16 protein-coding genes are annotated in these 18,162 nt (G+C 67.5%); 9 read left to right on the plus strand and 7 right to left on the minus strand.

The genetic code is table 11. The features are described from left to right. Positions 1–1,557: 1,557 nt before the first annotated feature. The 7 genes from D7W82_RS03865 to D7W82_RS03895 form a co-directional block, all read right to left on the minus strand. A complete protein-coding gene (locus D7W82_RS03865; protein WP_120617021.1) occupies positions 1,558–2,514 on the minus strand; it encodes an AT hook motif domain protein in 957 nt (318 codons plus the stop codon). A gap of 9 nt (positions 2,515–2,523) precedes the next feature. Beyond that, positions 2,524–3,333: a hypothetical protein gene (locus D7W82_RS03870; RefSeq protein WP_233587282.1), complete on the minus strand. Its 810-nt coding sequence runs from the start codon at positions 3,331–3,333 to the stop codon at positions 2,524–2,526. Continuing rightward, positions 3,330–3,668 carry a hypothetical protein gene (locus D7W82_RS03875; RefSeq protein ID WP_120617023.1) on the minus strand — a complete coding sequence of 113 codons (339 nt, stop codon included), beginning with the start codon at positions 3,666–3,668 and terminating at the stop codon, positions 3,330–3,332. The genes D7W82_RS03870 and D7W82_RS03875 overlap by 4 nt, the downstream gene beginning before the upstream one ends. Further along, positions 3,665–4,222, minus strand: a complete 558-nt coding sequence (locus D7W82_RS03880; RefSeq protein ID WP_120617024.1) for an NUMOD4 domain-containing protein — start codon at positions 4,220–4,222, stop codon at positions 3,665–3,667. Before D7W82_RS03880 ends, D7W82_RS03875 begins: the two co-directional genes overlap by 4 nt. Further along, positions 4,219–4,878, minus strand: coding sequence for a 3'-5' exonuclease (locus tag D7W82_RS03885; RefSeq protein WP_120617025.1), 660 nt, complete (start codon positions 4,876–4,878; stop codon positions 4,219–4,221). The genes D7W82_RS03880 and D7W82_RS03885 overlap by 4 nt, the downstream gene beginning before the upstream one ends. Further along, positions 4,878–6,053, minus strand: a complete 1,176-nt coding sequence (locus D7W82_RS03890) for a PD-(D/E)XK nuclease family protein (protein ID WP_120617026.1) — start codon at positions 6,051–6,053, stop codon at positions 4,878–4,880. The genes D7W82_RS03885 and D7W82_RS03890 overlap by 1 nt, the downstream gene beginning before the upstream one ends. Positions 6,054–6,183: 130 nt before the next feature. Further along, positions 6,184–6,795 carry a hypothetical protein gene (locus D7W82_RS03895; protein ID WP_120617027.1) on the minus strand — a complete coding sequence of 204 codons (612 nt, stop codon included), beginning with the start codon at positions 6,793–6,795 and terminating at the stop codon, positions 6,184–6,186. Between the two features lie 1,448 nt (positions 6,796–8,243). Between D7W82_RS03895 and D7W82_RS03900 the strand changes: the two genes are divergently transcribed. The 9 genes from D7W82_RS03900 (at position 8,244) to D7W82_RS03945 (ending at position 18,119) form a co-directional block, all read left to right on the plus strand. Beyond that, positions 8,244–9,002, plus strand: a complete 759-nt coding sequence (locus D7W82_RS03900) for a sigma-70 family RNA polymerase sigma factor (RefSeq protein ID WP_120617028.1) — start codon at positions 8,244–8,246, stop codon at positions 9,000–9,002. 205 nt (positions 9,003–9,207) lie between these two features. Next, complete coding sequence (locus tag D7W82_RS03905; protein WP_120582197.1) at positions 9,208–9,549, plus strand: hypothetical protein; 342 nt, start codon at positions 9,208–9,210, stop codon at positions 9,547–9,549. A 6-nt stretch (positions 9,550–9,555) separates the two neighbouring features. Next, positions 9,556–10,293, plus strand: coding sequence for a hypothetical protein (locus D7W82_RS03910; protein WP_120617029.1), 738 nt, complete (start codon positions 9,556–9,558; stop codon positions 10,291–10,293). 87 nt (positions 10,294–10,380) lie between these two features. Then, entirely contained in the window at positions 10,381–11,898 is a 1,518-nt protein-coding gene (locus D7W82_RS03915; RefSeq protein ID WP_120617030.1) for a DEAD/DEAH box helicase, read from the plus strand. A gap of 26 nt (positions 11,899–11,924) precedes the next feature. Continuing rightward, on the plus strand, positions 11,925–15,116 hold the full coding sequence (locus D7W82_RS03920) for a hypothetical protein (protein ID WP_120617031.1): 3,192 nt from the start codon (positions 11,925–11,927) through the stop codon (positions 15,114–15,116). A gap of 276 nt (positions 15,117–15,392) precedes the next feature. Continuing rightward, a complete protein-coding gene (locus D7W82_RS03930; protein ID WP_120617032.1) occupies positions 15,393–15,950 on the plus strand; it encodes a DUF2924 domain-containing protein in 558 nt (185 codons plus the stop codon). Further along, positions 15,947–16,150, plus strand: coding sequence for a hypothetical protein (locus D7W82_RS03935; RefSeq protein WP_120617033.1), 204 nt, complete (start codon positions 15,947–15,949; stop codon positions 16,148–16,150). The genes D7W82_RS03930 and D7W82_RS03935 overlap by 4 nt, the downstream gene beginning before the upstream one ends. Beyond that, the gene (locus tag D7W82_RS03940; protein WP_120617034.1) at positions 16,147–17,700 is read left to right on the plus strand and encodes a recombinase family protein; all 1,554 of its coding nucleotides are present in this window, start codon (positions 16,147–16,149) and stop codon (positions 17,698–17,700) included. The genes D7W82_RS03935 and D7W82_RS03940 overlap by 4 nt, the downstream gene beginning before the upstream one ends. Beyond that, positions 17,697–18,119 carry a hypothetical protein gene (locus D7W82_RS03945; protein ID WP_120617035.1) on the plus strand — a complete coding sequence of 141 codons (423 nt, stop codon included), beginning with the start codon at positions 17,697–17,699 and terminating at the stop codon, positions 18,117–18,119. The genes D7W82_RS03940 and D7W82_RS03945 overlap by 4 nt, the downstream gene beginning before the upstream one ends. The last annotated feature ends 43 nt before the right edge of the window (positions 18,120–18,162 follow it).

Consider the following 18,162-nt stretch of genomic DNA (forward strand, 5'->3'; position numbering starts at 1 on the left):
CGGGGAGGAGGGCCGGTGCTTCGAGGGCAGCTCGGGGGCTCGTGGGGCTCACGAGGAAGACAAAGGCCTGCGACGCGAAGCGCGCGGGGACACGCGCGCACGAACGGGGCGCCACGCGGCGACAGGCGCGGTGCGCGGGGCCAACCGGGGCCGAGCGCCAGGTGGGCCACGTGGCGGCCAGCGGGGCGCAGCGGAGCAGGTCGCCCCGGGCCGGGGAAGTGAACGGCGCGCTGGCGTCCGGCCCGCTGGACGGAGTGTGCTTCCGGGCGCGAGTTCAGGCCCGAACTCGTACCGCGGCGCTCATGGACCTGGTGGCTGTCCGCCCTAACCTCGCGAAACTACGAAGGCTATGGGGCCAGGCGTGTGCTTCCGCGCGCCTGGTGGAGCTCCCGGGGGACTGTCACCAGGCCTGGCCTGGCCGGCGCGGCGAAAGTGAACGGCGAAACTGAACGCGAAAGTGCCCGCGTTCACTTATCGATGGGCACTTTCAGACGGGGTCAGCGGGGGCCGCGACGTCCGTTGGAGGAGTCACGAGGGCGTCGTCCTTGGGGCTTTCCGAGGAGGCCGTGTCGAGGTCTTCGCCATCGCTCGCTATCACCTCCGCGTCCACCTCGCCGCGCTCGGTGGGCGTCGTCTCGTGCGCAGCGCCTGGGCGTGCCGCGCCTGCAAACCCTCCAGCGAGAAGGTGGCGGGCAGACTCTGCCGCGAGTTGGTCCCCCCGGGCGGGAATCGAAGGTCCGCACGTGTTCGCCGTTTCCGGATGTGGCCCACCGTAGGCGCGCGGCAGGAGGCACGAAGAGGGCGTCGGCGACTGCCGCGCACTGTGTTGCCCAATCAAGTGCCTCAGCAGTAAGTCAGGCAGAGGTGCGAATTGCATTGGTGCGGATTGCAGAAGCCAGAATAGCAGCGCCCGTTGGGGCAGTTGGAGTCAAAGTTGCAGGCACGGCCATCGTAAACGCCCCCCGAGCACGTCTTGCCACAGTCTGCGTTATAATTGCACTCCTGACCAGCGTAAGAACCACCCGAGCACGTCTTGCCGCAATTGGAGTTAGTGCTACATGCTAGGCCAGCGTAAGAACCACCCGAGCACGTCTTGCCGCAATTGGAGTTAGTGCTACATGCTTGGCCAGCGTAAGAACCACCCGAGCAACGCTTGGCGCATGCTTGAGCAGACGCCTCGTCTGCTGCTCCTGTGGATTCCATCTGACTCCACGCTTCTTCTTGGACGTCTGCTTCCTCGTGTGTGACCGCCTCCAGCGAGTCCTCGCGCTGCACGGCCTCCGGCGAACCGCACGCAATCAGCGAGAGAATAAGGCAGGCGAAGGATAGGTGTTTCATGTGTGTGTCCGGGTTTGTGGTTGTTGTTTTGGCCGAGTGATTGTGCCGTGAAGTTGCGAGCTGGTCATGTTGCCCCTTGGGCGGGTGTTTTTTGGGAGTAATGAACAGAGCTACGAGGAGTGGGGTGGAGGTTTGTTTGGAATAGGACCTCTTCCATGCGGGCGTTCTAGTTTGGTTTCGGGACGGTTGAGAAGAAGGAGAAGCCACAACGGAGGTCGGCTAGGGCGACTCGTCTTTGGCGCTGGTTGACGTCGCGGTGTCGGGATGTTCCTCACCCGTCGATTTCGACACCTCCGTGTCTTCGTCGCTGCTCTCTGCTTCAGCGTCCACCTCGCCGCGCTCGGCGGGCGTCGTCTCCCGTGCGGCGCGCAGGGCCTGGGCGTGCCGGGCCTGCAAGCCCTCCAGCGAGAAGGTGGCGTGCAGCTCCTGGCGAGAGTCGGCGCCGCCCTGCACGAACTCCTTCAGGCGCACCATGGTGTTGAAGTCGGTGGGGTTGTCGACACGCACGCGCCCTTCCGCCAGCGCCTCCTCGAAGCCGAGGAGGTAGCCGTCAATCATCTTCAGGGCGTCGTCTTTGGAGACGGCGATGGCGTTGGCGCGCAGTTCAATCAGCTTCTGGTCCGCCTTGGTGGCGATGCGCGTCTTGGCCTCCTCGCGGCGGCGCAGGCAGTTGTGCTCCCTGGAGTAGTTGGCGACGAGGGAGGTGGCGACACCGAAGCGCTCGGCCAGCTCGCGGTACGAGGCGTAGCTCGTCATGGTGGAGCCGTCCGGCAGCGTCTTCACGTCGCCGAAGACGAGGGCGCGGTCCAGCTCCTGGCGTGGGAGGGCGGGCTCTTCGGACTTGCGTGGCCGCCCCGTCTTGCGTTTCGAGGCAGGGGGCGGAGCAGGTGGTTCCTCGGGTGACGCAGGTGGCTCCGAAGCCGGGTGGCCCGCGAGGAGGCGCTTTCGCCGGCCAAGGCAGTCGTGCTGCTGGGCATACTTGGCGACGGCGCTGTGGGCGACACCGAAGCGCTCGGCCAGCTCGCGGAAGGAGGGGAAGCGCCTCTTCACGCGGCCTCGCGTGGTGGGCACCTCCTCACCTTCGACGAGGAGCCTGTCCACTTCATCATGGGGAAGCCGGGGGCCTTCGGCCTTCGTGGGGCGCCCCAGCTTCTTGAGGGCCTTCTTCTTCGCCATGGCCGTCCCTCAGCAGCCTCCGGAGAGCTGGGCCACCGCGTCGCCAGCCTGGGCGCGCAGGCGCTGCATCAGCCGCGTGCGCTGGCGCTTCAGCCGCTGGTACGTCCTCTCGGCCTCGGCGGCGTCGCCTTCTCCGAGGCGGCTGACGTAGGCACGCAGCTTTTCGCGCCGGACGACGGTGGCCATGAGGACGTCGACGTCGCTGCGAGGCAGGGTGGCCCGGGCCAAGTGCACCAGCACGGCGTCCCGCTTCACGAAGCTGCGGCGGACGCTGGGCCGCCTTGGGTTTTCCACCTGCGTGGCTTGGCGGGAGTCTGGCAGCCACTCGGCGAGCTGCTCCTGCGTGTACGTCTCGTGCTGCTCCGCGCGCTCCTTGCGCAGGAAGCGGAACACCTCGCGCGCCGTCTGCTGGCGCAGGCGCACCGCCGTCCAGTCACCCCAGCGAGAGAGAGGGAAGCTGCGGGCGACGGAAAGGAAGGTGGTGAGGACGAGCTGGTCGAGGTCCTCCCTGGGCACCGCATTGCCTAGGATGCGGCGGCGCAGGCGATTCAACATGGGTGCGTAGGTGGTGGCGAGGGCAGCCGTCCACGCGGGGCTGGAGGAGGCCTGCATTTCGGCCAGCAGAGCCCGGGTGAGGGCCTCCCTCGCTGGGTAGGTGTCCTCGCGCGTGTCAGCCAAGGCGGCCAGCACGGACGTGAGGCACCGGTGGTGGGCAAGGGCCGGCTGGCGCAGACGCCCCGTCTCGAAGAGAGACTGGTGCCGAGGGGAGAGCGCCTCCACACGCAGCAGGCCCAGGAGGTGGCCGAAGAAGTCACTCACCGGGGCCGTGCCTCCCACCACTCGCGCACCAACTCCAGGAAGTCGTCCAGTTGCATGGCGACGAGGGGCGTCTGCCCGTCGTCCTTGCACACGGCGAGGGGCCAGCGGCCCGGCGGGCACGTCTCCACCGCCTGTCGCATGGCCTCCCGGACGTTGGTGCGCTGGTGGGCCTTCGACTCCACCCAGAAGCAGGGCACCTCGACGTCCGGTACCTCTTCACCACTGCGGTACTGGAGGCCGCGGCGCACGAGGGCTTCAGGCATCGCTTCGCGGAAGCGGTGGACGAGGGCTCTCTCGAAGTCTGCACCCTTGCGACGAGAGTGGGCGCCGCTCATGGCTGCACCTCACGCCAGATGAGGCCGTGCACAATCTTCGAGATGGTCGTCATGCTGACACCGAAACGATTCATAAGTGTCTTGAGTGAGGCTCCGTCTGCTCGTTGACGGCGAATGGTGCGCACTTTTTCTTCGTCGAGCGGGGAGAAGCTTCGTGGGCCGACGCGGCCTCTCACCCTCCCTTGCGACACGGCGTGGCGAAGGTTCTCTGCGGCGGTGACCCAGCGCAGGTTCTCCACGCGGTTGTCGGACGGGGTTGAGTTGATGTGATCGACCACCATGAGAGCGGGCCTGGCGCTGACGAATGCGGCGAGGACGAGTTGGTGGGTCCCTACATCCATGACACCAAACACTGGGTGCGTGAGCTTCACCAAGTGATAGCCGAGTTCTGTAAATGTGCCGCGAAGCAGTCTTGGAGTCGCTCGCCGGACCTCGGGCGCACCAGTCCGTCTCCAACTTCGGACGCGTCCGAGATTCGAGACTTCGTACCAACCATCGAAACCTGGAACGGGGCGCCACTCTTCGAGCGGCTGTTGTGGAGAGAGCGTGCTCACGAGACACCTCCCGACTCCTCCAGCAGCCGCTCCATGTGCCCGCCACGGGCCATGCGCACGGCAAGGCAGCGGGCCACCTCCAGCGCGCAGCGGGCGTCCGCCATGGCGCGGTGAGGTGTGGGGCGGTGGAGGCCGAAGCGCTTCGCCAAGGCGTTGAGGGAGAGGGACTCCACCTCGCCCGTGGCGAGCAGCGGCCACGCGAGGCTGGCGGTGTCGAGGCGGTGGTAGTCGACAGAGGGCAGGGTCAGCTCGGTGCGGCGGTAGCCCTCGACGAGGAAGCCCCAGTCGAAGCTGGTGTTGTGGCCGGCCACGAGGGTGCCCGCCAAGAGCGGCGTCACGGTGGCGAGAACCTCCTGCAGGGGCAGGGCGTCTCGCCACTCCTCGTCGGAGTAGCCGCACACGGCCAGGGCTTCGGGGTGGGCGTCGGCCAGCCGGGTGGGCTGCACGCGGGCCTCGTACTCCGCCAGCACCTTGAGGCTGCGGGCGTCGACGCGGAGGACGGCCACCTCCAGCACTTCGTGCCGGGAGGCGTCCAGCCCCGTCGTCTCCAAGTCGATGAAGGCGAGCGTCCGCAGGTGCGGCGGGAGGCCGGGGAAGATCGGCTGGTGGAGAGCGGAGACAGGGGTGGTGTCGGAAGCAGGGTGAGCGAGCAGCACTATGCGACCTCCTTGGCCCAGAAGCGGGGCGAGTGGTGTTTGGTGGCGAGGGAGTCCAGCTCGGCCTTCAGCAGCGCGACGCGCGCGGCGCCCAGGCGCTTGCCCGCGTCCTTCAGCAGCGCGTCGAGGGCCTTCTTCTCGACGCTGGCGAGGCGCTGCACCAACTCCTCACGAGGGATGCCGGTGGCCTGGGCCAGCACCGCAACGGTGGGCTCCAGCGGGTAATCGAGGCTGGTGGTGTTGAACATGCGGTAGCGCGTGCCGGCGAGGACGAGTTCGTCCTGCTCAGCAAGGTGGGCTCGGAGGACGCCCTCCAGCTCCGCCTTGCGCGCGCCGAGAATCTTCGCGAGCTGGGCGACTTCCTCACGCTCGCGAGCGACGGACTCCAAGTCGGACATGTCCCTGCAGACGACTTCACGCTGGCCCGTCAGCGCGCGGGCGTAGGTGGGGCAGTCGCGTCGGTGGTCGCAGTACGCGCAGTTGGGGTTGAGGCGGGCGGGGAAGTCCTCCGCCCTCTCCATCTGCTGGCCCAGCGTCTCGACGTAGGCGAGGGCGGCGTCCAACTGCTCTTCGGTGCGCGTCGTCTCCTGCAGCGCGCCGTGGCGAAGCATCCACATGGACAGGCGCACCTGCTTCGCCCAGGGCCACATGCGGCGCGCGGCGAGGGCGTAGAGGCTGAGCTGGAGGCTGGAGTCCAGCTCCTCGCGGGTGAAGAGCTGGTGGTTGGACTTGTAGTCCATGACGTGGACCGTCTCGCCGTCCACCCAGTCAACGCGGTCGATGAAGCCCAGGACGGTGAAGGGCCCCACCGGCAGGCGGAACTCCTTCTCGATGCCGAGGATGTCGCGGGAGTCCACGCGGCCTTGCTGGCGGACGAAGTCCTGGAGGATGCCGAGGCCCTGCTGGAAGAGGTCCAGGCCGGAGAGGCCCTCGGCAGTCCACGCTTCACGGTAGAGCTGGAGGGCGCGCTCCTCGGAGAGCGGGCCCACGTACTCGGTGTCGACGACTTCCTGGAGGAGTCGCTCGAGGACGGCGTGCAGTGCCTTGCCGAAGCGCAGGGGGACGCCGGGCTCGGCGGTGCGCTTGTCGAGGTAGTGGAGCCTGTAGGACAGCGGGCAGGCCTCGAAGCGGCTCAGCCGGCTGAACGAGAGGTGTTCGTTTCGCAGTCCGCTCATGGCGTGGGCCTCCGGGCCGATGCAGTGGCGTGTCGCGAGACAGTCATCACGCTCTTTCCGGGCGAGACATCAAGTTGAAGCGGGTACAGGGAGCGGCCCCATGCGTGTGTTTCACAGGCGAAAGCCACGCTCATGGCTCCCCCTCGTCCGCAGAGGCAGGCCGCTTTTCGAAGGACATGACGCGAGAGCCCGGGAAGGCAGACAGGACGCGCACCAGGGTGGCGGCGTGCTCGAGGGTGAGCTCCTTCCGTGCTTGGCCGGTGTAGGCCGGCACGAGCCACAACTCGCCGTAGGTCTCGGAGCGGAAGCACACCTCGGCGTTGAGGGCCTTGAAGCTGGCGATGTCCTCGTCGGTGATGCCGCGCAGGGCGGAGAGCGGGGCATCTGCTTCCGGTGCCTTCACATCGAGAGACGGAGCTGGCGGCGAGGGCTTGGAGGCGGGGGCCGGCGCGTGCTTCTTCGAGCCGGCTTCGGTCAGCGGATGGCCGAAGAGATCCACCGCAGGCGGAGCGGACTTCGCCGGGGGCACGGGGGCAGGGGGCGTGGCCACGTCCCGATGAGGCTGGGCCTGCCCATTCACCTTCAGCCACTCGGTGCAGGTGCCCACGCTGGCCAGCGTGCAGCCGCCGCCAGGCCGGTAGTGCAGGCAGCGCTTGCCCTCGTCGCGGACATACGCTTCGCACGTCACGCCGGACGGACGTTGCTGGGCGGGGGATGGCTGGAGGTGGTGTGTAAGGGCCATGCGCAGGAGTCGGCGGCGCGTGATTGCCGTTACACCCTAAAAGCACCCCATCCCTTCGATTTGGGACAAGAAATCATTTCACCCGATTTTATTTTTGGTTTTCCCGCGCGTATGCCATGCGGGCGTAAGGCATAGCAAAGGCCTTCGGCGCGATTTCGGGGACACCTGTATCGACGCTTTTTTGTTCGCGAGCTTCAAAAGCCAACGCGAAACTGAAGGGTGGCAGCCGTGGCAGGCGGGGTTCAAAGGACTGCCACGAAATTCCCCAGTGAAATCGCCGGAGTGGCGGAGGTGGCGGTGGTGGCAGTGTTTCCTGGGGTAATGCCGCTTAGGGAGAGTGTTCTCTTGACCCCCTATTGAATAGTGCCATTCAAATATGCGCGCGCCCGCTACGTAGGGGTATTTTTTGAAACACTGCCACCTCTGCCACTTCAAGATAAGATATTGAATTTATAGAAGAAGAGAGTGGCAGATAGGGCTGCCACCACCCGCCACCGACTGCCACTATTGAGACGTCAAGTGAAGTCGCTGCGGCTGGTTGTGAAGGCGCATGCGAGCGGGCACCTGTCGAGGGGGGAGCACGTCCATGCCATGGCCTGTGAATGCCCACAGGACGGCCGGAAACGGCCTCCAGGCTCGTGGAAGGGGTGGTGCCGCCCCCAGGGACTGGGGGTGACGTTTTCCGCGTCACCTGCGGCCTTCCAACGCCGTCGCTCCCCGGTGCGAGGTGCGCAGGATGCGACTGCTGCCGGGTGCGCTCCTGTGGAACGATGGGCGATGATACGGAGAGAGAAAATGTTTCACTCGGTGCACGTCCGGATGTGTGGACGGCTCAGTCCCTCTCGTGAAGGCGGAGCCCGAGTGGCAACGCCCAGGCATGAAAGTCGCAAGACGCGCGGTGCTGTGTCCCCGACTTCACGCCACCCGACTTTTGATGCCTCCGCTGTTGGAGCGTGTCGTGCGTCTTGCGTGAGGGCATGTCTCAGTGATGTATCGCCCCTGGGCTGTGAGGAAGTTGCTTGAATTTCAGAATTGAGAGGGTGTGCAGATTTGTTGTGATTGGCCTGGCTCTGCCGGTGGTGCCGACGGGTGGGGGCGTCGTTCGACCTGGGCTCGGCCTGCGTGGAGGTGGCATCCCCGTCTTCTTGGGGACACCACTTTCCCGTTGCCGGGCCCCCAGTCGGAAGGGCGCTCGTCCGTTACCGTAGCGGAGGTCTCGGAGGGGCTTGGACGCGCGTGTGGCGTCCTCTCTCTTCCTTCGATTGGCTCGCCGCAGCCTCGAGTCCCCCGCCAAAGGAGGGACACCGCGGAGGCGCTGGCGTCATTTCCTCCACCGGGGCTCGGCCTTCTCTACCCACTCACCTGGCTTTCTCTGTGCGCCGAGCGCAGGGCCGGGGCGGCATTCATCTGTGAGTCGTAGCTGGAATGCTCTTCATCAAGAGCTTGGCGTGGCCATCCGGACGGCTGAGGCGAGGCGCGCCTACCGCTTGGTGCGGCGCAACTGGGAGGCACTCTCCGACTTCGAGGAGCCGGAGGCCCTTGTTTCATTTCTCACGGCGCGCGAAGGCGACTCTCACGTCAAGGATGGGCTGCTCGCGGGCCTCGTCACGTTGGTGCAGATGGGAGCCTCGGCCCGCTTCTTCGTGGCCCTGTTGTGGCTGGGCCTGTGGCCGGGGTTGGACGGCGTGTATCACCGATGTCTCAGGCGAACGGGCCACCCGCCCGCGGAAGTGGTTTCCTCGATTGCCGCGTCCTTCATGAGTCTCGTGGCGCGCGTCAGCTTGGCCGGTGTCCAGCGCGTAGCTGGGACACTCGTGCGTGGGACGGAGCGCGACGTCCTCAAGGCCTGGCACAAGGAGCTGGTGGAGCAACGCCACCGCGCGCGCCTTCAGTTACTTGCGGACGCGGACGGCGGGGCGCTCTTGGTGCCGTGGCTCACCCCCTCTGCCTCTCGAGCCCGCTCCTTCAACGCCGAGGTGGAGGAGCTGCGTGCGTGGCTCCTCCCGCTGACGGGCGAGGACACCGACTTGGTGGTGTCCGTCCTTCTTCGCGAAGAGGACTATGTCGAGGTGGCAGCGAGCCGTGGGCTGTCGCCCGAAACGGCGCGCAAGCGCGTCCAGCGGGCCCTGGGGCGTCTGCGGAAAATGAAGAAAAAATGCCCAGAAAAGATTCCTTGTCCCAAATCGGCGGGTGGGGGTGCTTTTTAGAGTTTGTGGATTCCGAAACAGCCGAGAGGGCAGCGGGTGGGGACGACTGACGGGATGCGCGAATCGCGTGTCCCCGGCTCGCGCCACCTGGCTTTGAGGGAGTAGAGGGGCCGCCTCGCGCCCCAATCCAATCTTGCTTCGAGACGCCCTGTCCGTCCCGGCGGACAGCAACGCCACTGTATTGCCAACAACCTGGAAGGACTCAGTGAAAACAGCCGCGCGAAACAACTTCGAGCACGATGAAACATTCGTGCGCTTCGTCGCTCGCATTGACGGACACCGCCTCCGGGTGGTGAGCCGGGGTGACTCTGAGCCGAAAGCGGAGGTGCGCAGCGCGTGCCTCTGCTGCGAGTGCGACGAGGCCCAGGCCCATGACTACATCCGCCTGCCGGGACTCTTCCGCCGCTGGGAGATTCAGCACGTGGTGGACACCGATGCGGACTTCAACATCGAGGCGGCGGGCTCCACGGATGACGGCACTGAGCTGTTCTCGGTGTACCGGCGCGAGCGCCCCTCCCCCACTACGCACCGCCAGAAGGAGGAGTGAAGCACCATGGCCAGCAACATGTGGGAGCAGACGGCCGCGATGGCCAAGCAGCATGAGCAGCAGGGCGGCGCCTGGTTGAAGCTGGCGAACGACGGGGACATCGCCGTCGTCGTCTTCCTTGGGGAGCCGCACCCGCGCGAGGTGGTTTTCCTCGACAACAAGTTCGTCCCCTTCGACGAGAAGCTGAAGGCCCAGGGGCACAAGCCCTCGTTGCGCGTGGCCCTCAACGTCGCCGTCTACGGGACGCGCGAGGTGAAGGTGATGGAGCAGGCCTCCACCTTTTTCACCAACTTGCTCCAGGTGCGGGCGAAGTACGGCTTGGAGACGTGGGCCTTCGAGGTGAAGCGCCATGGTGCGGCGAAGGACCCCAAGACGACGTACTCCCTCCTGCCGGAGAAGCAGTTGTCCCCGGCGGAGGTGACGGACTTCCAGGCGCTGCGTCTGCATGACTTGCCGAAGCTATATGCGGCCGAGGCGGCAGCGGCGGCGAGCAGCACGTCGCCCGCAGCCACTTCCAGTCCGAAGGCGGGGGAGCCCGTCGACGTCAAGCTCGCTCAGGCAATGGCTACGGCGTTGAAGGCGCTGCCGCGTGAGGCGGTAGACAGGTTCCTCCAGAAGTTCGGCGTGCAGCGCATCCGGGACATCCCGGCGTCGAAGGGAGAGCTGGCGCGCGCCTTCGTCGACTCCCTCGTGGCCGAGTACTCCGCGGAGAGTGTAGCGGACGTGGACCCCTTCGGCCCGTGAGCGTGCCCCGCTGACGTCGGTTGCCGTAGCCCTTCGCGAAGGGGGCCCGCTGCGCGCCCCCGACGCGCTTCTCTGAGGACAACAAGAATGGTGGAAGACTTCTCCGAAATGCGCGGGGACGGGGGACGTGTTGTCTCTCGCACCCAGGACTCCAGCGTGGGGGCTGCGCCGTCTGCGCCTGCGCGCACCGCGGCCACGCCCACAGACAAGCAGACGCTGCGCGTGCGCGTGGACGCTGGGCTGAGGCTCGCGGCGGGCGACGTGCCGCCGAAGATGATGGAGGGCCTCTGCCAGGTTCTCGCCCTCCCCAACCCCGCCTATTGGAAGCTGGTACGGCTGCGCAAGCGCCCGGGGGCGGAGCCTCAGACGCTCTACTTCTTCCGCCAGCAGGAGCGGGAGCTGGTGCTGCCGCGCGGGGCCATTCACCTGTTGCGCCGGGCCGCGGACGAGGCGGGCCTGACGCTGTCCTTCGAGGACGCGCGGGTGCTGCCGCCCAAGCGCCTGGCGAAGCTGCCAGAGGTGCCGCTGCGCGACTACCAGGCCGCGGCCGTGGAGCGGCTGGCGAAGGCCACCCAGGGGACCGCGGTGCTCCCCTGTGGCGCTGGCAAGAGCGTCCTCGCCGTGGGGGCCATTGCCCGCCTGCGCACGCCGACGCTCATCCTCGTCCACACCTTGGACTTGGCGGAGCAGTGGCGAGAGCACATCCGCGAGCGCCTGGGCTTGGTGGCCGGCCTCGTGGGCGCCGGGGAAGAGGAGGTGCGGCCCGTCACCGTCGCCGTCGTCCAGTCCCTCTCTCGATGGGACGAGGCGAAGCTCGACGCCTTCCTCCATCACTTCGGTCTGCTCGTCCTCGACGAGGCCCACCACATTGCCGCCAGCGCCTTCCATCGAATCGTCGACCGTTGCCCGGCGCGCTACCGGCTGGGGCTGACGGCCACGCCCGAACGGGAGGACGGGCTGACGCCTCTCCTGCGCTTCTACCTGGGCGCGCCTCTGGCCGTGGTGAAGCACGAGGACCTCGTGGCTCGCGGGGTGTTGGTGGTGCCCGAGGTACGCGCCGTGGAGACGGCCTTCGACTACCCGTACTGCCGCGCTGCGGACTACGCGCCCATGCTGGAGGCGCTGGCGGAGAACAAGGCGCGCAATGACCTCGTCCTCGGCGCTGTGGCCAGCGAAGCGTGGGCGGGCCACCTGTGCCTTGTCCTCACGGGGCGTGTGGACCACTGCGAGCTGCTGGCGCAGCGACTATCGGCCATGGGCCTGTCGGCCGCGGCGTTGACGAGTGAGGTGCCGCGCGAGGTGCGCAAGGCACTCCTGGACCAGGCTCGCGCCGGGCGCGTCCGTGTCCTGGTGGCCACCAGCCTGGCGGATGAGGGGCTCGACTTGCCGCGCCTCTCTCGCGTCTTCCTGGCGTACCCCGGCCGTGCCCGTGGACGCACCGTCCAGCGCCTCGGACGCTTGATGCGCCCCCACCCGGAGAAGAAGAGCGCCGTCCTCATCGACTTCGTCGACGGGAAGGTGCCGCTCTTGCGGCGCCACCATGCGGAGCGCCGCCAGCAGTACGCCACGGTGCTGGGCGCAGCGGCCCACGCCGACGTGCATTGAACCACCACAGGGAGTGAGCACCTTCGATGACGACACCTTCTGACACCACTCCAAACCCCGACGCCATCCTCGCCACCTGGCGGTGGCTGGCGCACGCACAGCACGGCGTAAGCGAAGTCCGCGTCATCCGCCCAGGCGGCGGGGGCATCGTCGGCCTGGGCTTCTTCGACGACGAGGAAGCTTTCGTCGCGGCCTGCGCGGCGGCCAATGCCGATGGCAACGTGTACGTGGGCATTCAGCCGCGGCCTCGGCGCCTGCTGGAGCTCGCCCCCAACGTCCTGCGCCCCTTGCGGACTGGGGCGGGGAGCAAGGACATCGAGGTCGTGACGGCCACGGTGGTGGACCTCGACCCCGTGCGTCCCAAGGACACGGCCAGCACCGAGGACGAGCTCTCGCTGACGCTCCAGGTGGCGCAAGCCGCCGCGGCCTGGTGCGAAGCGCAGGGGCTTGTCCGCCCGCGGCTGATGATGAGCGGCAACGGGGCGCAGCTGTGGTTCGCCCTGCCGCCGCAGTCCCTGGCGGGCGAGGCTCAGGAGCGTGTGCAGGCGGGCCTGAAGGCCTTCGAGGCCGAGGTGCGCGCTCGCTTCCAGTCCGAGCGCGTGCACGTGGACTCCATCCACGACGTGGCGCGCATCATCAAGGTGGTGGGCACCGTTAGTCGGAAGGGGGCGGGGACTGCGGAGCGGCCTCACCGAGCAGCTCGGGCGCTGACCGGCTTCGAGCGCGTTGAGGACGGAGGCCTTCAGGCCCGCCTGCTGGAAGCGCCGGTGCAGCCGCCGGTGGCGAACCAGGCGCATCCAGCCCAGGTGGCGCTGCCGCTAGCGCCCTCCGCCTCGGCGCCGCAGGGGACGATGAAGGCCCGCCGGACGGAGACTGGGGAGTATGACTGGGCGCGCCCGGTGGAGATGTGTGGCCCGGTGCAGCGTCTGTGGGAGCAAGGCGCGGAGGACCGGAGCGTCGCCATCTTCAACATGGTGCGCTTCTTCGTGCACAAGGGGCTGGGCCTCGACGAAATCACGGAACTCGTCCTCGAGTACGACAGGCGCGGCTTGGGGAAGCTGAAGGGCCGGGACGGCGCCGGCTACATCCGCAAGGCCTACGAGAAGGTGGTGGCCACGGCCCGCGAGGATGGCGCCGTGGCGCCGCCCTGCCACTCCCTCCAGGGCATGGGCTACTGCCGCGTCAACCGCGAGCCGGACGTGCGCTGCGAGCTGTACGACGTCGTCTTCGACATCGAGGCGGCTGTGGAGCGCCTGGCCACGGTGCCGGCCCAGGACGTGGAGTACCGCCTCAAGCCCATCCTGGAGGCCATCGCCCACCGGCCACCGTCCGCGCAGGAGAAGTACCTGGGCCTGCTGGAGGTTCGCACCGGCCTGACCGCCCAGAAGCTCCGGCTGGCCATGGCCCGCGCCGTGCGTACCCAGGCCGCAGGAGAGGGCGCGGACACCAAGGGAGGAGGGAAGAGCAACAGCGGTGACGACACCATCGACGGCGAGGTGTACGAGGACGCGTACTGCTACTACACGGTGACGCAGCGGGGTGAGGCGAAGGCCATTTCCTCCTTCACCTTCACGCCGACGGCCCTCGTGGAAACCGAGGAGGGGGAGGTTTTCCTCGGGGATGTCCGCACGGACAAGGGAGCCGAGGTGGAAGGAGCGCGGCTGCCGCGGCGGGCCTTCAACTCGCGCAAGGAGCTGCTGCACCACCTGCCCTCCGTCCATACGCAGTGGACGGGCAGCGACAATAACGTGCAGGGCCTGCTGCGCGCGGTGGCGCGGCGAGCGGTGCCGAGGCTGCCGGGCACCACCACGCTGGGCGACTTCAAGCGGGGAGAGCACCACGTCTGGGTTGCGCCCGGGTGCACCATTGGGAGGGAGGGCTTCCTCTCGGCCTCCCCCGTGGCGTACCTGCCGAATGGTACGACGCTCGAATCGCGCATCCGCTACGAGGCCGCGGACGACGACACCTTCCATGACGTGGCGAGCACGGTTTTCGAGTACCTGCTCAAAATCAACACGCCTCAGGTGGTGCTGCCCATTCTGGGATGGTTCTTCGCCACGCCAATGAAGCCGCGCCTCATGGAGAAGGTGGGCTCCTTCCCGCTTCTCTTTCCTTACGGGACGCAAGGTAGTGGCAAGTCGAGCACGTGCACCGAAGTCTTCTGGCCCCTCTTCGGTGTGCCTTCCTCGGATGCCTTCAGCGTGACGGAGACGGAATTCGCCCTGGTGAAGTTGCTATCCGCCACGCGCTCAGTGCCGGTGGTGGTGGACGAGTACAAGCCCGGTGACATGCCGCTGCCCCGTCTCCACCTGGTGCACCGCTACATGCGGCGCCTCTACCGAGGAGAGACGGAGGAGCGGGGGCGCCCGGACTTGTCGGTGGTGAGTTACCGGCTGCAGGCGCCGCTGTGTATTTGCGGAGAGACACGTCCCACGGAGGCGGCCCTCGTGGAGCGCCTCCTGCCCGTCAACCCGGAGAAGGCGACGGTGCAGCGCCGCGACTGCCGGGCGGCCTTTCGTAAGCTGACGTCCGTCAACCTCGCCCTCTTCGCCCCTCGCTACATTCAATTCTGCCTGGGGCGGGACTTCGAGGCGGACTACCGCGTCGTCCGTGCCGTGGCGGAAGTCCTCCTTGAGAAGAGGGACGCGCCTCCGCGTGTAGCGGACAACGTGACGGCCATGCTGTTGGGCATCCACCTCTTCGAGGAGTTCGCCCGAGAGTGCGGTTATGCGTTGCCCGAGGACTTGGGGGCCCGCGAGGCCGTGGACGCGGTGCTGAAGGACGTCCTCGAGGAAGAGACGGGCGTCCGCAATGCCCTGGATGCCTTCATCCAGATGCTGGGTGTCATGGCAATCCAAGGCGAACTGAAGCACCGCGTCCACTATGCCTTCGACGAGGGGCGCCTGTGCCTCCACCTGGAATCCGCCTACGACGCCTACCGCGCGCACTGCAAGCGCATCGACTACCGAGGGGAGTTGGTGGACACGAAGGCACTGCGACGCCTCATTCACGAGAACCACCGCGCCGGAGAGTATGTCCTCTCGCCCAGTGAGCGCGTCTGCTTTGCCGGCAAGGCCCTGCGCCGGTGCGCCCTCGTGATTGATGTCTCAAAGGCCCCCTTCATCTCCGCGGAGGACTTCCCGCATGCTGAAGACGCAAGCCGCGGGTGGCGTTGGCGTGGCCATGACGAAGGCAGCGCCGAGGAGGTGGCTTCGTGACGGAGGTGGATGGGAAGCCCGGGCCTCCGGCAGATGCGACTGATGTGCCTCACCACCAGCTCCGGCGCCACGAGGCCGCGGTGGATGTCCTCGCCGATGCCCTCTGGGAGTTGTGGTTGCGTCGGCGGGCACAGCCGCAACGACAGCCGCCCGCATGGGGGGCGGAGGAGGGCGCGCATGGTTGAGCCGCGGACTCTCGACTTGTCTTCTTTTGGGGACAGAGCGTCCATGGCTTTCGCCCGAGGGCGTGCTGCCCCGGACGAAGGAGACACCACCATGGCGAAGAAGGGGATTGCGCGGGCCGCGCGCAAGGAGCTGGCGGACGTGCCACAGCAACTGGCCGCGCTGGCCAGCATGTCGGTGCCGGAGTTGGCGGAGAAGTACCTGGAGGTGTACGGCGAGCCCACGCGCAGCCGCAACCGGGACTACCTGAAGAAACGCCTGGCCTTCCGGATTCAGGAGCTGGCCGAAGGGGGGCTCTCCACGCGTGCCGTCGTACGCATCTCGGAGTTGGGCGACAAGCTGCCCGAGCGCTGGAGGATGCGGCAGGTGGAGGAGACGAAGTCCTCCGCTTCGCCTCCTCCAGCCGCTGCTGACGGGCGCGCAGCCGCTGTGGATGGGCGCGACGCGCGCCTGCCGCCGCCGGGCACGGTGCTGACGCGCGTCTTCAAGGGCACGCAGCACCGGGTGACGGTGCGCGAGGGCGGAATTGAGTACGAAGGCCAGCTTCACCGCAGCCTCTCCAGCGTGGCGAAGCTGATTACGGGCACGGCCTGGAACGGCTTCTCCTTCTTCAGACTCAAGGCCGGCAGCTCGAAGACGGTGACGCCATGAGCGGCCCCGCCTTCTTCCAGACGCACATGGGGCAGCGCTTCTACGAGGGGACGATGCCGCAGCTCGTCCGCGAGCTGACGCGCCTCAACAACAACCTGGAGCGGCTGGTGGCCGTCGCGGAGCAGCTCTCCGGGCCGAAGCAGTCTTCGAGCGTCGAATCAGTGCCGCCGCCGACGACAGAGGGGGCGGAGGGACCATGAGGAAGAGCAAGTCGCCGCCCTCGGACGCGAAGCGCTGCGCCGTCTACACGCGCAAGTCCACGGCGGCGGGCCTGGAGATGGAATTCAACTCGCTGGACGCCCAGCGCGAGTCCTGCGTCTCTTACGTGCAGCGCCAGCCCGGCTGGGTGTTGGTGGATGAGAGCTACGACGACGGCGGCTTCACCGGCGCGAACATGGAGCGGCCTGCCTTCCAGCGGCTGCTGCAGGACGTGGATGCGGGCCGGGTGGACGTGGTGGTGGTGTACAAGGTGGACCGCCTCTCCCGCAGCCTCCTCGACTTCGCGAAAGTCATGGAGCGCTTCAACGCGGCCGGTGCTTCATTCGTCTCGGTGACGCAGAACTTCTCCACCGCAGACGCGATGGGGCGGCTCACCCTCAACATGCTGATGTCCTTCGCCGAGTTTGAGCGGGAGATGATTTCCGAGCGCACGCGGGACAAGGTGGCCGCCGCGCGCCGCAAGGGGAAGTGGACGGGAGGGCGCGCGCCGCTGGGCTACGAGGTGAAGGACAAGCGCCTCGTGGTGAATGAGTACGAGGCGGTGGTAGTGCGGGAGGCCTTCGAGCTGTACCTCCAGCACCAGCAGGCCTCGGTGGTGTCGCGCCTCCTCAACGAGACGGGGCGCAAGACGAAGCGGTACGAGGCCCAGAGCGGTGCCACGCGCGCGGCTCGGAAATGGACGACGCAGGACGTGCTGCGCCTCTTGAGGAGTCCCCTGTACGCGGGCTTCGTGCCGTATGGCGACGAGACGCACCAAGGCGAGCACCCGGCCATCGTGGACAGGGCCATCTTCCATCAGGTGCAGGACATGCTGGAGGGCCGCAGCCCCGGTCTCCAGTACCACGGGCGCAACCCCGACTACGTGCTGCGGGGACTCTTGCGTTGTGGCCTGTGCGGCGAGGCGATGACACCCGGCTCGACGCGCAAGGGCACGCGCGAGTACCGCTACTACCGCTGCGTCACCCGGGACAAAAAGGGGAAGGAGGGGTGCCGGGCCTCTCCCATTCCGGCAGCCGCCTTGGAGGACTTCGTCGTCGCTCGGCTGCGGGAAGTCTCGGTAGGTGAGGGCTTTGCGGCACAGGTACACGCCCGCCTCACTGCGCGGCTGGAGGAGAAGCACAAGGCCCTGCGCGCCGAGCGCGCGCAGCTCCCGAAGGACCTGGCCAAGCGCGCCGGGGAGTCCGCGAAGTGGGTGGACTCCCTCTCGAAGCTGGAGGGCCCAGCCCGGCGCATCGTCGAGGAGAAGCTGACGGCTGCGGAAGAGGAGTCCGCCGGCATGAAGAAGCGGCTGGTGGAGGTGGAGCGCGCCCTGGATGCCATGGAGGGGGAGAAGCTGGAGGCGGCGTGGGTGGCCCGGGCCCTGGCGGACTTCGACGCGGTCTGGGACGCCCTCACGGCCGCCAACCGGGGGCGCCTGCTGCAGGCCCTCGTCGGCCGGGTCGTGGTGGACGAGGAGACGGATCGCGTGGATGTGCACCTAGCTCTGGCCGGTGAAACCGCGACGCCCGGGCGCAAGGAGGTGGCGGCGTGAGCGCGAGCCCCGAGACTTGGCCGGCGGAGGCCGGCCTCATCAGCGCGCAGTTCCACCGCGTGCGTCGGGCGAAGGTGGGCTTCCGAGAGGGGGCGCGACCCCCGCCGCTAGAGGTGGCGCGCCGGCCAGCGCACGCCGCGCGAATGCTGGCCCTGGCGCACCATGTGGAATCCGCCATTGAGCGGGGGCTGGTGGCGAGCGCGGCGGACGTCGCTGGCCAACTGGGCTTTACCCGGGCGCGCGTGACGCACCTGTTGGACTTGCAATTGCTGGCGCCGGACATCCAGGAGGAGGTGCTGTTCCTCGAGGCCGTGGATGGAGAGGAGCCCCTCAGCGAGAGAGGACTTCGGGCCATCGCTCACGCGGGGACGTGGGAAGCGCAGCGCGAGCGCTGGCGTGAGGTGAAGGCTTCATTCTGAGGCAGAAGTCCGAGTACCTGGACTCCTTGGTGTAGCGTCAGTG

It is taken from the genome of Corallococcus sp. CA049B (assembly GCF_003611685.1).
Lineage (GTDB): Bacteria > Myxococcota > Myxococcia > Myxococcales > Myxococcaceae > Corallococcus > Corallococcus coralloides.

Bases quoted from the DNA above. Each gene is read 5' to 3' on its own strand.
- D7W82_RS03935 (WP_120617033.1), top strand. From the start codon at position 15,947: ATGAGCGGCCCCGCCTTCTTCCAGACGCACATGGGGCAGCGCTTCTAC.
- D7W82_RS03930 (WP_120617032.1), top strand. From the start codon at position 15,393: ATGGCGAAGAAGGGGATTGCGCGGGCCGCGCGCAAGGAGCTGGCGGAC.
- D7W82_RS03920 (WP_120617031.1), top strand. From the start codon at position 11,925: ATGACGACACCTTCTGACACCACTCCAAACCCCGACGCCATCCTCGCC.
- D7W82_RS03940 (WP_120617034.1), top strand. From the start codon at position 16,147: ATGAGGAAGAGCAAGTCGCCGCCCTCGGACGCGAAGCGCTGCGCCGTC.
- D7W82_RS03915 (WP_120617030.1), top strand. From the start codon at position 10,381: ATGGTGGAAGACTTCTCCGAAATGCGCGGGGACGGGGGACGTGTTGTC.
- D7W82_RS03890 (WP_120617026.1), bottom strand. From the start codon at position 6,053: ATGAGCGGACTGCGAAACGAACACCTCTCGTTCAGCCGGCTGAGCCGC.
- D7W82_RS03865 (WP_120617021.1), bottom strand. From the start codon at position 2,514: ATGGCGAAGAAGAAGGCCCTCAAGAAGCTGGGGCGCCCCACGAAGGCC.
- D7W82_RS03895 (WP_120617027.1), bottom strand. From the start codon at position 6,795: ATGGCCCTTACACACCACCTCCAGCCATCCCCCGCCCAGCAACGTCCG.
- D7W82_RS03910 (WP_120617029.1), top strand. From the start codon at position 9,556: ATGGCCAGCAACATGTGGGAGCAGACGGCCGCGATGGCCAAGCAGCAT.
- D7W82_RS03875 (WP_120617023.1), bottom strand. From the start codon at position 3,668: ATGAGCGGCGCCCACTCTCGTCGCAAGGGTGCAGACTTCGAGAGAGCC.